Raw genomic sequence first — 14,470 nt, 5'->3', positions numbered from 1 at the left:
TTTCTTTCATGGGCTTCGGGCGAAAGAAGAAAGGAGCAAAGAAACCCCGATGAAAATCACCTCGTTACTTTTGGCGGTGAGTTGAGACAGCTCAAAAGTAACAAAAAGCCATTTTTTGGCAAGGAAAGTTCTATATGTTGCCATTTTGTCGCATCAAATAGACTTTATGGCAGCTAAAACCTGTTGGTATGCTACTTGCTTTATCTATTGTAAGTTGTAATAAACAAAACGATGCAAATAGAAAATAGAGAACATAATATGATTACAGATGTGGAATCACCTTCTTCTTGGAGTAAAAGATAATAATTATAAATTGTGATTAAAAAAGCAGGTTTTTTCTTCTTGTCGCTTTGGTTGTTATTTGTCATGATAATTATCATTACAATAAGGATTCCTATTTGTTTTTCGAAAGATTATTCATTTGTTGGTATCTCCTACTTGCTTTCAACCAATATTATCCCACTATGTTCCAGTTTAGCTTTGTTCATAGGAGGATGTTCATATTTCAATCTGGAAAACCAATTGAAAGGGACAAAGGAATTATCCTTTAAAATTACAGAGATTGAGAATATTGATTACGAACACTTGACTTTTCTTACAACATACATCATTCCGTTAGTCTGTTTCCAATTTGAGAATTTACGATATGTCATTGTATTTGTTATTTTGCTCATTGTAATTGGATTAATATATATACGTACTGACATCTTTTACACAAACCCAACCTTGGCTCTTCTGAAGTTTAGAATTTATAAAGTGACAGGGACTTTCAGAAAAAGAGAAGTGAGAGAAAATATAATTATAATAACGAAAGAAGAATTAAATATCGGAGATGATGTGAAATATATTAAGTTGGATAAACGGATTTACTATGCTTCAAAAGTAAAAACAGATGAATAAACAAGAATTAGATAATGCGCTCGCATTTATAGATGCACCGCAGGGGGAGTTGCAAATAATTCTATATGCAAATATAGAAGCATTGCAGAGCCGAGAAAATTGGATATAAAGGAAGAAGATCTGTCTGGACTTCGCCAATTGTTTGCCTCAAGCATTAAGGCTTCTATTATAGAAAAAGAAGACTACACAGTATTACCGCTATCAACAGCAGATGAACGAGGCAATTGTTTTTATCAATATGATTTAGATATTCCTGATGAATTGCAACTCTTAGAAACGACAATAGGAAATGATAATCTGCAAAATTTCAGTTTCATTGATAATCAGTTCTCAAATATAGAATCTCTCATTATTGTTTTAGCAGATACAGAAAATGAGATTTCACTCTTTAAAAAACTGTCAACTGTCGAAGTTATCGGCAGAGGTGGATTTATGCTATGGAAGTCCAATCAAAGGTTGGAAAAGTTTAATGATCAATTATTACGGATAAGCTCCAAGTTTCAAGCATTAAGAGTTGGTGGTGAGATTATTATCACTGATTTGGCTTCCATAGAAAAAGGATTTGGCTTCCATGATATAATTATTCGAGAAGCTACTAATAGTCTTAGGGTTATTGAGGAATTACGGCTTGTGAGTAACATAGATAGTTTGGAGAATTTAGTAAGTGATGTTCGTTTTGCTCGAAAACTGACAAAAGTTGCACGGAACTCTCCAGTTATTCAGCGAAACATTCCTAATGCAGATATAATTGCATTTTCAAAGAGACATCCACTTACTAAGAACAAAATGCGATACAACGCAAATCAGACCCAATTCCTTTTGGACACTCGAGTTTCAAAAGACTTGTTGATAAAAATCCTAAATGATGATTTGCTGACTTCAGAATTAACCAAGTTGTATTACGATAGTTTGGCAAAAGATGGAATTGAAGTTGAGGAGGAACAATAAAAAAAGATTTTAGACTACACCTTGATTGCCTTGTGCCAAGCCGAGTGCATCGCCTCGTACTCGGCGGAGGTGATGGTGAAAAATTCGGGCAAGTCCACCCGAAAGGCGAACATGATGTCGGCATCTTTCGAGAGAAATGTAGAAGCTTTTTTTGCTTCTGGCTCGTCTTTTGGATAACAGCGTACTTGTGGCGTCGAGTGGCTTATCTTAAAGCAACTTTTACCGATGATTACGGCTTCACAGACCGTTTGACAAGACTCTTTTTTGAGGTGCTTCTTTCTTCTTTTCCGCTCATACAAGAGAAAAAGCAGCAGTTACAAAGGGTAAAGCAAGAGAAGTACAAGGACTATTCGATACATAGGCGTTGCAGGATTTCGTGAAGTTCATCACCAAATTCAATACAGTTCCTACTCAACTTCCCTCCGTGGGGTAGGAGAGGGTGCATACCCCTCTTCTGCGTTCGGAAAGCAGCGGACGATATAAACGGGAGTGGCTCAATGAGGTCTGCATCAAGAAGACTCCCGTTTCATCGGCAAGGGTGCGACAGCATTCGTCGGCATCCTCATGTTTCCAAGCCTCTATCATATTGCGAAGCAAGTAAAGTTCTCTGATATTGCCCTTGTCCATCGTCAGTATCTGCTCTCCCAAGATGTCGATGAAATGGCGAACGGCTTCCATATCCATCGGACTGTCCGTAACGGGAAAGAGAACGGCATCCATTGCCGAAAGCAGTTTCACCGTTCCTTCGGTACGCATCAGTGCAGGGAGGTCGAAAAGAATGCAGCGAGGATGGCTGTCCGCAAAGTGTTGCTCTACTTGGCTCAGCTCAGCAGGGGCAACGCATTAAAACTTACTAATTCTCATTTTCAAGTGCTGGAGGATTTATTTAAGTAGAGGTGTGCAACGTAGCTGTGAGGTATGTATCCATCACTCGAGAGACCACTTCTTGTATTGGTGACCGCTACAAAAATCCACCTCTAAAACTTGCATCCGCTCCCCTTGATTTGGTATATTTGCCCATAGAAGGGCGATGGATGGCGTAAAAGATAGCGATAAACCAAAATCAAGAAAGCACTCAGCTGACGCTCCACCGTTATTCCAGTTAAAGATTGACCGTCTTCCGAGTTAACGCTTTACCGTTTTCCCAGTTAATGATTTATCGAGCAGTGGGTGAAAAGAAACCCGCCCGGAGATCATTCTTCCGTCGTCTCTGATACTTTAATACATTTCTAATGCGTTACCCCTGCTCAGCTCAGGGCTTCTCGCACCGGGGTGCAGATAATCGGATAAGGGACATAGGCAGTCCGATGGTCAGACACATTACCTTTTGAGGATTCACTTCTTCCGACTCTTACTGCCGTAGACGGGCAATTGTATAGATGGGATGGTTACAATCTACAACAGCGACATCGCATTCTCTGTGGTAATGCAGAATGCTTGCAGCAAGTACCGTAAGTGAGGTTTTGCTGACACCACCCTTTTGGGTGGAGAAGGCAATGAAAACAGGTTTCTTTTTCATTTCATTTTCTGTTTAATGCTTCTAGATATATCAATGTGGAAATAAATCCGTGAGGGAATAAATCCCCGGACAGGTATACGGAAAGGTATTCCAACAAGGGAACATAAACCTGTCTTTCGGGATATTCCCTCCATGCATAAGGGTGGAGCTATATGACGGGATTCATACTTGCACACGTCCCCCCATCCATATGCCCCCTTGTACCCTTGCGCAAGGGTATGAGTCGATGGGTGCAATAACTTATACATATTCTCATTTCTATTTCCATTTCCGTAATTGTCTGTTCAAATGACTGCGAACAGGTTTTTAGACTTGGGCAGGCAGGTATGTCTACCGACCTTTAAGCACCTGCTTGACGGGGGCAAATACAGATGCCTTCCAAGCTGAAAATTTAACTACGTACTTGTGGCGTCGATTTGGATAGTTGTGGCTTCGTATAAGGTAAGGGATTTAGGCACAACGCTTAGTAACTTTGCAGCAAGCGATAAGTCGGTATTTCATGGCTTTGAAAACATCCATTTCGGGAGAATAAAGTATCGTTCTTCGGAACGAATTTATTTGCATCGGGCAAATAGCAAGGTGTGTCTTTGTACCACAAATTGTCATTTGTCGCACAAAGACCCTTGCCCCGAAAGGGGGTATCAATCACTCCGAAGTCGTGATTAAAGAACAACGAAACCAATGAAAAGAAAGAATACAGACAAGCCAGACGGCAGATGTGCCACCTGCCCACGATGGGACAGATGGCACATCAGAATACCCAAGCCCGAAGACCAGCAAAAGCTCATCGAGCTATACCGAAAATCAGGAGCAAAGACCAAGAGCCACTACGTCAGAACCCAGCTATTAAATCAATCCTTTAAGGTCATCACACAAGATAAGACAGCCGAACCCTATCTGAGAGAGTTGGACAGCATCATCACTAAATTGAGAATCATCGGAGTGAGTTACAACGAAGCCGTCAAGACGCTCAACAGCTACCACACGGTTAAAACAGCCCAAAGAATGATACACCAGCTCGAAATCTGCTCCGCAGCTATCATCGGGTTACAAGCTCAGGCGATACAGCTGACTATGGCATTTGATAACCGAGAGAAAGAACCTAACCTGCTATAAAAAGCCAACCTATTCAAAGGGTACATTGAACTTAATAATCTTTGCGATGATCAGATAGTAGACAAATTATACTATTCCCAAAAGAATAATATGCCCATTAAAAGTCAATTCTCTCGACAGAGATGTATATACCATGATCCCTTAATAGGTCGATATAATTCTAAGTTGGTCGAATATCGCTGTACAACTTGATCCAAATCTTCCATCGTAATTCTTTTGATGAGAAATTTCTCCAAGTCAGGATTCAAGATACATTCTTCATTGTATCGCTTTAGGTCATCTACTAGCTTTGAGGAATAGAGATATTCTTTATATCCACCACTAATCGATAGACCCCATGTGTGTAATAACAATCGCACCTCTGTAGAATCGGAAGAAATGATCCGACTGACTTTGAGCTCTTGAAGTAGGGAGTCTAATAGTTTCTCATCTTCGGGCAAAATCGCCGAAATAACACTATCCATTTCGTCATAAGGTGGATAATGAAAGTCATTATACTTAAAGGAAATATCCTTCAGTTTCTCAAATGTAGCTTCATGAAGATTGAAGCTATTCAACATCGAATTATCCGAAGGAATGGTTGTTTCTTTCTTACATCCAATTACTAAAAAGAGGAACACAATCAAGGCTATGATGAATGATTTGAACATTTCTTGATGTTGTGTAGATGCTTAGTATAGATTATATGTCGAGTGCTTAAAGTGACAGATGTACTTCAATGAATCTCCTTCGGGAAGATACCAGACAGTAAGCATACTGTCTATGAGGTTGGTTTGCCAGGTATATTCCCAAACCTCGACCGATTGTAGAGATCGAATAGAGTCTGGAAAGAATTCTAAAACAAGTGTTCTAAACTCATCATACTCTTTTGTAATAAGATATAGTTGTTTTTCTTTAGGTGTACCATACAAAGCAGAAAGCTCTTCAGTACGATAAGACACAGGAGTAGAATCCATCTTTCCAGATGTTTGTTCGGTATGATTTTGACATCCAATAAAGAAGAGCGTAGACATTAAGCTACTAATCCAAGTCGCACTCCGCACCATATTTTAGAGTATTTATCCTTATGCAATCCAATCCATATGATGTCCTCTAATAAACTCATATGAATCATTTGTTCCCTTTGGGTCAATGTTTGAAAAGGAGATAAGAAAGGATAAAACCTCCCCATGTGATTATCTCATAGCTCCAAAAGATAATTTTTCCCAACTGAAGCCTTTGGGGAGACTGTTGCTCATAGTCGTTGAGTATTCTGTCCAGTCGCTCTCCTCTATAATATCGACAATATATGAATACTAAGATAGGCAATATCAGCAGTATGGCATATAGCCATGAGGCAGGCTCGTTCTTAGATTTTATTGGAAGGTATTGTAGGATACGACATCCTGTGTAAAACTTAACGATATAGACTATCGTTAGTAGATTAAAAAGAGAACAGAGAGAGACGATAAATAAAGAATCGGATAATATCCCTCTAGGGCAATCCTCCCCACTATTCTTACGAACATAGTGTTCAGTCCAATATACTATATCACGATTCATAAGCATTCCTTGAGTGGATTTACTAAAACGTATGCTATGAGGATAGAAGTTATCAGTCCTATAATGGAGAGGAGCATATAGTAGGCAAATAACTTCCCTTTATGTGAAGTCTCCTTAGTCAGTTCTCTCTCTTTCCTTTTAATCTTGCTTAGGCAATATAGATTGAATATAACTGGTACCATCAGAAATTAAAGAAGAAACTTAAGCAAAGAATCTATAGGATTTATTGCTATAAACTGTAGATTCTGAAAAAGTAATATAGGAGTATCCCAAAGGATATGAAACGATATAAGAAGCCTCAAAATGTTTAGAGCATTCCCCATAGACATGAAGACTACAGACATCCATTGATAGTCTTTAGGGTTGTCTTTCTTGATACTACATAGAGCATCATGTAAGATTATCCAATACATCAGAATCATTTAACTCCTTCCCCTCCCCAAAAAAAGTATTCACTTGATAATTCTTGAGAGGTAATATAGTCTGTATGTTGTCAAACAAAAGTGCACTGCTACCAAGGTAAGGAATATAGTCAGCAGGGTCTATGACCAGCCCAATATAGGGATGGAATGGGTTGCCGGAACCTGAAATATGAAAGTCCAGACCAACTACCGGAATCATATGACTGCTGACTAAGAGATCCATTAGTGTGTATGCTAATTAGGGATATGTTGAGCTGACTCTATCCTACGAATGGCTTCCTTGGACTCTCTTCCCAATGATTGCCGTAAAGAAGCTTCATGCGAGAAGAAATCGCTTGCCTATCCTGTGATGTAATGCCTTAAAGTTAGAATGTTATCATTTCCAACTTTAAGGCATAAGAATTTCTTTTGCCAACTCTCTCAACTCGTCATCACACTCTCTTTCTAAATAAGCCTCTATTATAGGCTTAATCAATGTCAGCTCAAATTGTCCTATTGCTATAAGGGCGTTGTATTTAATATCAAAATCGTCTTCGGTTAAAATTTTACAAAGTGATGGGAGCAAATCTATGAGGGGGCACTTTGCGGCTATCTGTACATTCCAATAGCGAATACTATACTCTTTGCTACTCAATGCTTTCGTCAAATAAGGGACTACATCTTCTGCCGAAAATTGTAAAATAACATCTTCAACCAGTTGGTATACACCAAATCCATTAATCCGTCCAAATGAATTCAAAAACAGAGGAATGCATTCTGTGTTGGGGTTATACAGAAAAAAACACCTAACTTTATCGTATTCCCTTATCAGTTCGTTGTCTAAATCTTTATCTGCAGGCATTGGCTGATGCTGCTTGAGAAAATTTAATGCTTCTTTTTCCGTCATATTATGGACATCCTATCTTAGGTACTCTAGGTGGTTTATCAAACCCTCCGAGAGCTTTATTTTGTCTTATTAATTCTTGCAACTACCGATTAACCACTTTGGGATCATACCCTGCATTTAAAAGAATCTTTTTTAGGTCTCTCACATCTGCAGCAAGGTTATTTCTTAGCCCTATAATTGATTTATCAACAGGAACTCGATAGGTTCTTGTTAGTTCATGTAAATCTTTTCTAAGATTGATCGCAATTCCTCTACCATGTGTTGTTTGACTTAGTGCATCTTGGACCACATGATGAGGAGTATGTGTTGAGTTTAGACCCGATTTAATATTACCAGCTCTTACTTGGTTATAAGTGCCAACAAACAGATCTTCTCCTGCTTTGGGTAAAGGGATACTTAGGAAAAGACCAAATATATCAAGCTGATTATTTAGATTGCTTGTGTATGCGTAAAGGGTAGGATTGTTCCCCGCGAGTCTAATTGGGTCTTGCGAGATGTAGTTGCCACTCTGAGGCGAGTAGTAGCGGAATCTATTGTAGTATAGCCCTGTTTCCTCGTCCTCGTATTGCCCTTGGATTTAGTAGAACTCAATTTTACAATCTGATAGAGCATATATTCTACCGTCCGAAAGTTCTATATTGTTTTTAGATATTTTACCAGTTAACAAACCTAACTGTTCTGCTCCTTGTTCTATTTGTTTCCGCCAACCTTCAATGTCAGAATGGTAAACAACAGCATATAATTTTTCACCTTGAGGGGTAATAACATAGCATCCATCTTCTGATACTCCTCCAGTTTTAGGTAAGAAAGGCTTAATAAATGTTGTCACTTTCTTAAAATCATAAGATTGAGAAATTTGGATATAAGATACCTCTATTCCCTCTACTTTTTGATAGCCTGGTAAATCAATCATATTATGGTGTAATTTCAAATTTAAAATTATTAAGACCTGCGTCTTGAAAGACTTTCGTGTAATGGCTTGCAAGTTCTGGACTATTTGTGTGATACGTTACACCGCCAGGGAATGCAGCAGAATATTTTTGAGCTTGTGAGAGCATGTTTTGTTGTTCTGCAATAGCAAACGGTTTATTTTCTATTTTACTATTGGGGTTTCGTATTAATTTAGACCAATCTGTTACATATTTAGCTTCTATGGCAGTATTTTTACCACCAATTTTAGTTATATTATCAGCTACTCCTGAAACAATTTCTCCATTTATAATAGCTGTATATTTTCTACTATTAAATGGAGTATCTCCATATAGGCTCTTATACGCCTTTCATATTGATGCCCCTTTTTCGTTGCTTTACCACGATCTAATCCAAACGGGTCAATCTGTGTGTTGAGGTCGAAAACATATCCATAGAGTGTAGGATTGTTTCCTGCAAGCCCGATAGTCGGAGGAGATATACATACCCTTTTGCGGGGAGTAATATCGGAATCTATTGTAGTATAGCCCTGTCTATGCGGATAAGGGCTATGCAACGGAGGAGAACCGAGCCTTTTTAGCCATGCATCACTTACGGGATTGTATCATGCACAGGGCGTATCGTAACCGGCCCTTGAGCCGGGCACAACACCTCTGTAACCGCTCCATAAGTCCTATTCGCAGTGTCATAGAACGCACCTTTGGCAGCATCCGTCGGTGGTTTGATGGAGGACGTTGCCGATATCGAGGCCTTGCCAAGACACATACTCAGAACATCCTCGATAGCTACCCTCCTTCAATCAAAAATGATCCTGAAAAGGGAGAGATTTATTGTCCGCTCCATTTTTCAAAGGTCTCAAGTTGGCAATGAGAGTAACCCAAATCTGTATTTGTATGGCGTTGGCACTCTCTCCGTAGAAATATTTCAGAGGGAAATTCTGCTTAATCTGCTTGAAAAGCAACTCAATCAGCCAGCGTTTTCGGTAGATTTCAATAAGTTCGCGTGGATCTGTCTCACAATCATTACTAAGAAGACTCACAAGTTTATGCTTAGCGACATCCACATAGGTAATAATCCTTGCTCGATGGCTAATCGGCTCTTCGGCAGTGCGTTTCTTTACGAACAGAACTTCTTGAAGGCGTACCTCCATTGTCCCTTCTGGCGTTTGTAGCATCGTATCTGTAAGGAGATCATAATTCAGACCTTTCTTCATTTTAGTTACATAGATAACGCCTTGTTGAGTCATTCGTTCAAACTTCTCATAGTCCACATAGGCACGGTCTAAAGCCACAATAGCTCCTGAAGGCAGATGCGCAGGAGAGAGCATAAAGGAGTCGTGGGTAGCTGCCGAAGTAAAGCGCACATCAGAGGGTACCCCCTCATTGGCATGAATCACTGTATGCACCTTGATGCCTCCCTTCTTTTTGCCATTTTTTTGATGCCGTCCCACGCCTTTGAAGATGAGATTGGAAAAGAGGGTTATGGTCGTCGAGTCAATGATTTGCAGGCGCTTCATCCACTGAGGAGGCTTGTGAGAGCGACTGTCCGAGGAAAGTTCTTGAGCATAGCGAGCATATAAATCACGGTATATATCGGCAAATACAGCTTGAGAACGTCGCTTATTGGCGTCAGACAAGGTACTCCGTGCTGCTGGGGCAAGAATACCTAAATGCTTGAGTTTATGAGCCTCAGCTTGCAGAGAGGTAGAAATCTCTCGTAAAGAGTCAAAACGTCTAATCACGGCATAAAGCATCACGACCAAGTGTGTCCAAGCATCGAAACGCTTGATATACCGTTCCCCCATATGTACTCGGCTATCCTGGAGCACTTGGGACTTATCTATAAGATTTAACAGCTGACTCTGTGAAAGAAAAAGAGAAGCTTACTGAAACAAAAAAGACTCCAAAGAATCCAATTTATGGAACTTAACTACATCTTTTTATACTTTCGAAAGCTTTTATCGGATAGCAATGCTAAGAAATTTACCAATTGAGAGAAAATATATTAACCTTGATTCATTGCAGTTATATGATCGCAACTATGAGCATACAAAAAAATGTCGACTCGTAAAACATCTACTAATAGTCTATATTTCAATCACTTAAAAGGATGAATTTTCTACTACAAGGAAATAGCAGTGTTTTTTAATAAAAAAATACTACCTTTGGCGTTGAAAGTTTTTCTTCACATTATTTTTTATTTAGGGCTAAGCAAGTAAACAAGACAAGTAACCCATATAACCATATAAAAATTATGTATGGTTAGGTTGTTTGTATTAGATTGTTTTTTTTAGAATTGAATATGGCATTAAATCTAGCTTCTGGCCTACATCTTTTGGCGGATAAGGCTCAAAAGGATTTATCAAACAGGCATTCTTTACTTAGAAAGAAGGCCCAAACAATAGAATCTTCCCTTTTACAAATCTCTCGGATATCAAGAGCTCATGTCCCATTAAAGAAAGCATTTAGTCCTGCGAGTACAGAAGGTAATTTAGACCCTTGGGGATTTTACTATGGAGAAGAAGAGCTCTCCAGTATTGTGAATCCTAAGTCAAGGATATATATTCCTCTACTCTATTCGTTCCAGCAATATTCAGCCACAGCAATAGAACTTACAGACAATAATACTTTTAGCCTATTGAACTTCGCCTTAAGAGCGATTGCATCTTATCCTATTGGGCTTAGTTGTGTATATATGATAGATGCTGATATTAGTGGAGACTTCAACAAACTTTCCCCAATTTCAACATCATTAGACGAGCAGGATAACCCTAAAAACTTTGTTCACTATATCTCTACACATTCTGAGCAGCAAAAGCTTCTAGACTTATTGGAGGAGCGGATTAACAACAATATAACTTCTTACGTGAGTAGATATCAGAGTTTGCATGAATACAATTCTGCTACACCTAATATGTCAGAGCCTTATCATTTTGTTTTTATAAATGACATAAGCAGAGCCTTGCGAGATATAGATATGAGTCGTATACAACGTATGATCTACAAGGATAATGCAACAAAGGCTGGTGTATACTTTTTCTTCTCATATGATAAAGAGAGTCTATGTGCAGATCGCAAAACGGTTTACGGTAAAACAACGGAGTTAGAAGCTCTTTTGGAACAATCAAATCAGTTGGATTTCTCAGGAACAAAGTTTGATGGTGCTAGGATTGAATATGAAACATGTGCAACCTCTGAGGAAATTGATGCGGTTATTAAATGGTTTAAGGATAGCACTATAACAGCGAGCTTCCTTGACTTCAAAGAGGAGATTGAAAGGACTCTGTCAAAAGGTCGATTGTGGCAGAAACTTCCATCTAATTATGACTATGGTCACATATCTATTCCCGTAGGACTTGATGCTTCAAAATCAATGAAGATATTGCATCTGTCCTACAATGGGACCCCTTATGTTCCACATATGTTCATTGGAGGAAAAACAGGTTCTGGAAAGACGATTCTTCTACATAATATCATTCTAAATGCAGCGTTAAGATTCTCTCCTCAGATACTACGCTTCTATTTGGTAGATATGAAAGCAGGAGTGAGTCTTTTGCCATATAAAGACTTACCCCATGCTGAGATTGTAAGTGCATCTTCAGATAGATTATACGCCTTGACTGTTCTAGAACGGTCAATTCAAGAGTCTGAGCAGCGAGGAGGAATCTTTAAACAACTAGGAGTCACTAACATTTCTGAAGCTAATAAGATTTTATCTCAGTTAAAGCAAGAGTTGCTACCTATTATAATAGTGGTGATTGATGAGTTTCAGGAACTAGTTAAGGGAACTGATACGATTGCCACTGAAGCCACCAAAATCATAGAAAAGATTCATAAAAAAGGACGATCACAGGGGGTATTTCTGGTATTGTGTACCCAAAGTTTGGAGGAGTGCAGACGGATATTAGCCAAGTCGGTGCGAAACTTTCCCTAATAACGAATGCAGGAGACAGCTTAAAATTGTTAGGCAATGAGGCTGCTTCAAAGCTGGGGGGCAAGAAAGGACGTGCTATTCTCAATATATCAGAAGCTGGAGAGGAAAGATATAACGAGATTTTCCAGGTGGCGTATATTGACGAGACGAAAGATCTGCCTCGTTATATACAACAAATCAAACAGTGTTATGAAAAACAAGGAGGTTCTCCCATCTCTAGCCTTCTCTTTAACGAACAAGATTTAACAACATGCTTGTCGGAGGCTACACAAAAATCTGCACAGTCTACTCATCAGATGTATGTCGGCATGCCGATGTTTTGTAGAAAAGAGCACTGTAGTTTTAGCTTTCACAGAGATAGTAAGAGTAATGTCATCATCGTAGGAAATGATCGTCAAACTGCAATGCGTCTCATTGGCTCTATCACATTGCAATTTATAAATTCATATCCTAATTCCCTCTCGATAATTAGTGACATGCAATCTCAGAGTGCCCCAACCTATAATTGTCTAGCTCCACTTAATTCTCTCCAGGAGATTCGGATACATTCAGACACAGAATTTGAAGAGACTCTTGTAGCTGTACACAAAGAGTTAGAAGAACGAAAAACAAACTATTCAGAAGTATACAAGGCTCCTGAATTTCTATTTTCCATTGTTGATCTGAGACCTAATCCAGTCCTGAGAATCAAACACTCGGTATTCGGGAGTAGTTCTGCTGAGCCAACAGCTTTGCAAAGGCTCTTGGATATTTTAGAGTTTGGACCTGAATTAGGAATCCATACCATAATTTACTCTCATAGTATGACGAACCTGCAAGGTGTACATGAGCAAATCTCTAGTGGTTATGCTGAAATCAAAATAGCCCTACGAGGGGGGGACTCTACAAGGCTGCTTACTGGGTATGGACAAGGGGATGCTGTTAGTGCCACTGGACAGGCAAAGTTAATCACCCCTGCTGAAATGGGGCTAAACTACCCAGATGGAGATCTTTTGATTCCATATAATACGATTCGAGATAAGGCCACAATGCCTCATCTCGAGGTGTGGAGGGCAGTGATGTCAATATGAATATAAGAGGAGTTGCTATGTTAAACATTGCGAGATATCAGAGTTTACAGAAGGATATTAGAGACCTCTATGTAGAGTTTGAGGCATTGAAAGAATATAAAGAATGCCTTACCAAAGAATACTCACAGGTTAAAGTCTTTTTGGAGGAGATAAAGATAAATCATGACTTTCCTCAGTTAAACATAGAACTCAACTCTCTAATACAAAATTTTAGTGAGTTTGAGACCCCTAATCTATTGCTTCCAAAGCTAAAAGAACACATTGAGAATATTCGAATCATAGATTCTGGAATAGATGATTTGAGTGCCAAATACGATATCCTTAAGCATGTTCCAAATCGTAATAGTTGGCTGGATACTATAGAAAAAATAAGATCTTTTTTGGACAAGCTCCCTTCGTTATCCTTACAGAATTTAGAGTATGTTGCTAATACTTTGTTGCCTCAGGCTTTTAATGCTATTAGTAGCCTAGAGCAAGCGGTGAATACCGAGAAAAATCAGTGGTTCGCTCTTCAACAGGATGCTCTTGATTTCAAGGCTCTTTTATCATCTCACAAAAATACCATTGATAGATATAATTTTGCCCAAGCTTATGAAGCAGCAATTCATTTTGTTGATAGATTATTAGCTGCTCCTGATATGATTAATCTAGACTCTGAGGCTCAAGAACTATTATTTCATAAAAACGAAATCAATCACTGTTTAGAGCAATTTCAGATTGAACTCAACGAAATTCAAAACTACTCTCCAGATTGGGGAAGAGTATGGAGAGACGATGCTTTACGTATTAAAAACCTACAAAATCAGATTTGTCAGGATATATACACTTCTCCGAGCCGCTTATCTGAAATAGGAGGAGAGGTTTCTGTAGCTATCAAACGAAAATACTCAGACATCAAAGACGCTATAACATTATTTAAAGAAAATACTCGAACCCATTTTCAATCCGAGATTCAATCTTTGGAAACGACCTGTTGCCCTTCAGATGAGCTTAACCTTCTCATAAAGAAAATGACTCAGTACGAATCTCTTGTACGCCGTCAACGCTATATTACAATTGTGAAATGGATTGCAGGGAGTGTAGGAGTATCACTACTATTCTACGGGATATACAAACTGGCAAAAGCGTATCCTATTCCATTTGGGATTGGAGTTGTTGTATTAATATTTATTGCGTATAAGTTTTATTCTAAGTATAGATAAGT

General features: G+C 38.9%; 16 protein-coding genes and 3 pseudogenes. 8 read left to right on the top strand and 11 right to left on the bottom strand.

Features of this window, described 5'->3' with window-relative positions:
- Positions 1-315: 315 nt before the first annotated feature.
- Both kwaA and kwaB read left to right on the top strand, forming a co-directional pair.
- Positions 316-900 (top strand): anti-phage protein KwaA, encoded by a 585-nt coding sequence (kwaA, locus tag JCM15907_RS08650; protein WP_025843495.1) that lies wholly within the window; start codon positions 316-318, stop codon positions 898-900.
- A gap of 24 nt (positions 901-924) precedes the next feature.
- Complete coding sequence (gene kwaB, locus JCM15907_RS08640; RefSeq protein WP_081773839.1) at positions 925-1,848, top strand: anti-phage protein KwaB; 924 nt, start codon at positions 925-927, stop codon at positions 1,846-1,848.
- Positions 1,849-1,862: 14 nt separating this feature from the next.
- On the opposite strand, the gene JCM15907_RS13735 is transcribed toward kwaB, so the two are convergent.
- From JCM15907_RS13735 to JCM15907_RS14030, 3 genes and pseudogenes are all read right to left on the bottom strand, one after another.
- Positions 1,863-2,162, bottom strand: coding sequence for a DUF3875 domain-containing protein (locus JCM15907_RS13735; RefSeq protein WP_262501408.1), 300 nt, complete (start codon positions 2,160-2,162; stop codon positions 1,863-1,865).
- A gap of 97 nt (positions 2,163-2,259) precedes the next feature.
- On the bottom strand, positions 2,260-2,604 hold the full coding sequence (locus JCM15907_RS11575) for a P-loop NTPase family protein (RefSeq protein ID WP_230587978.1): 345 nt from the start codon (positions 2,602-2,604) through the stop codon (positions 2,260-2,262).
- Between the two features lie 497 nt (positions 2,605-3,101).
- Positions 3,102-3,367 (bottom strand): annotated as a pseudogene (locus JCM15907_RS14030) (ParA family protein); the annotation flags it as partial.
- 426 nt (positions 3,368-3,793) lie between these two features.
- On the opposite strand from JCM15907_RS14030, the gene JCM15907_RS13175 reads away from it, so the two are divergent.
- Positions 3,794-4,033 carry a hypothetical protein gene (locus JCM15907_RS13175; protein ID WP_199897238.1) on the top strand — a complete coding sequence of 80 codons (240 nt, stop codon included), beginning with the start codon at positions 3,794-3,796 and terminating at the stop codon, positions 4,031-4,033.
- Between the two features lie 15 nt (positions 4,034-4,048).
- On the top strand, positions 4,049-4,483 hold the full coding sequence (locus JCM15907_RS08625) for a plasmid mobilization protein (RefSeq protein ID WP_025843493.1): 435 nt from the start codon (positions 4,049-4,051) through the stop codon (positions 4,481-4,483).
- Positions 4,484-4,587: 104 nt separating this feature from the next.
- On the opposite strand, the gene JCM15907_RS08620 is transcribed toward JCM15907_RS08625, so the two are convergent.
- The 7 genes and pseudogenes from JCM15907_RS08620 to JCM15907_RS14010 all read right to left on the bottom strand — a co-directional run.
- A complete protein-coding gene (locus JCM15907_RS08620; RefSeq protein ID WP_242396878.1) occupies positions 4,588-5,133 on the bottom strand; it encodes a DUF4948 family protein in 546 nt (181 codons plus the stop codon).
- Between the two features lie 21 nt (positions 5,134-5,154).
- Positions 5,155-5,529, bottom strand: a complete 375-nt coding sequence (locus JCM15907_RS08615) for a hypothetical protein (protein ID WP_148297505.1) — start codon at positions 5,527-5,529, stop codon at positions 5,155-5,157.
- A gap of 82 nt (positions 5,530-5,611) precedes the next feature.
- On the bottom strand, positions 5,612-6,025 hold the full coding sequence (locus JCM15907_RS08610; protein ID WP_025843490.1) for a hypothetical protein: 414 nt from the start codon (positions 6,023-6,025) through the stop codon (positions 5,612-5,614).
- An 810-nt stretch (positions 6,026-6,835) separates the two neighbouring features.
- The gene (locus tag JCM15907_RS08595) at positions 6,836-7,333 is read right to left on the bottom strand and encodes a HEAT repeat domain-containing protein (protein WP_025843487.1); all 498 of its coding nucleotides are present in this window, start codon (positions 7,331-7,333) and stop codon (positions 6,836-6,838) included.
- An 82-nt stretch (positions 7,334-7,415) separates the two neighbouring features.
- Complete coding sequence (locus tag JCM15907_RS13730; RefSeq protein WP_081773841.1) at positions 7,416-7,910, bottom strand: RHS repeat-associated core domain-containing protein; 495 nt, start codon at positions 7,908-7,910, stop codon at positions 7,416-7,418.
- Positions 7,911-8,246, bottom strand: coding sequence for a hypothetical protein (locus JCM15907_RS08590; RefSeq protein WP_025843486.1), 336 nt, complete (start codon positions 8,244-8,246; stop codon positions 7,911-7,913).
- 399 nt (positions 8,247-8,645) lie between these two features.
- A pseudogene (locus tag JCM15907_RS14010) lies at positions 8,646-8,796 on the bottom strand (RHS repeat-associated core domain-containing protein); the annotation flags it as partial.
- Between JCM15907_RS14010 and JCM15907_RS12700 the strand changes: the two are divergent.
- A pseudogene (locus JCM15907_RS12700) lies at positions 8,795-9,133 on the top strand (transposase); the annotation flags it as partial. The pseudogenes JCM15907_RS14010 and JCM15907_RS12700 overlap by 2 nt on opposite strands.
- Here the strand turns inward: JCM15907_RS12700 and JCM15907_RS08575 are convergent.
- Positions 9,063-10,118, bottom strand: a complete 1,056-nt coding sequence (locus JCM15907_RS08575) for an IS4 family transposase (protein WP_277907146.1) — start codon at positions 10,116-10,118, stop codon at positions 9,063-9,065. The pseudogene JCM15907_RS12700 and the gene JCM15907_RS08575 overlap by 71 nt on opposite strands.
- A 446-nt stretch (positions 10,119-10,564) precedes the next feature.
- Between JCM15907_RS08575 and JCM15907_RS08570 the strand changes: the two genes are divergently transcribed.
- From JCM15907_RS08570 to JCM15907_RS08560, 3 genes are read left to right on the top strand one after another with little or no spacing between them, the layout of a single operon-like run.
- The gene (locus tag JCM15907_RS08570) at positions 10,565-12,196 is read left to right on the top strand and encodes an FtsK/SpoIIIE domain-containing protein (protein WP_036885648.1); all 1,632 of its coding nucleotides are present in this window, start codon (positions 10,565-10,567) and stop codon (positions 12,194-12,196) included.
- Positions 12,133-13,266 (top strand): hypothetical protein, encoded by a 1,134-nt coding sequence (locus JCM15907_RS08565; protein ID WP_148297503.1) that lies wholly within the window; start codon positions 12,133-12,135, stop codon positions 13,264-13,266. Before JCM15907_RS08570 ends, JCM15907_RS08565 begins: the two co-directional genes overlap by 64 nt.
- Positions 13,263-14,468, top strand: coding sequence for a hypothetical protein (locus JCM15907_RS08560; RefSeq protein ID WP_025843481.1), 1,206 nt, complete (start codon positions 13,263-13,265; stop codon positions 14,466-14,468). The genes JCM15907_RS08565 and JCM15907_RS08560 overlap by 4 nt, the downstream gene beginning before the upstream one ends.
- The last annotated feature ends 2 nt before the right edge of the window (positions 14,469-14,470 follow it).

Origin of the sequence: Porphyromonas gingivicanis JCM 15907 (genome assembly GCF_000614585.1) — a bacterium.
GTDB classification, from domain to species: Bacteria; Bacteroidota; Bacteroidia; order Bacteroidales; family Porphyromonadaceae; genus Porphyromonas; species Porphyromonas gingivicanis.
This window is presented reverse-complemented; position numbering and strand designations above follow the sequence as displayed.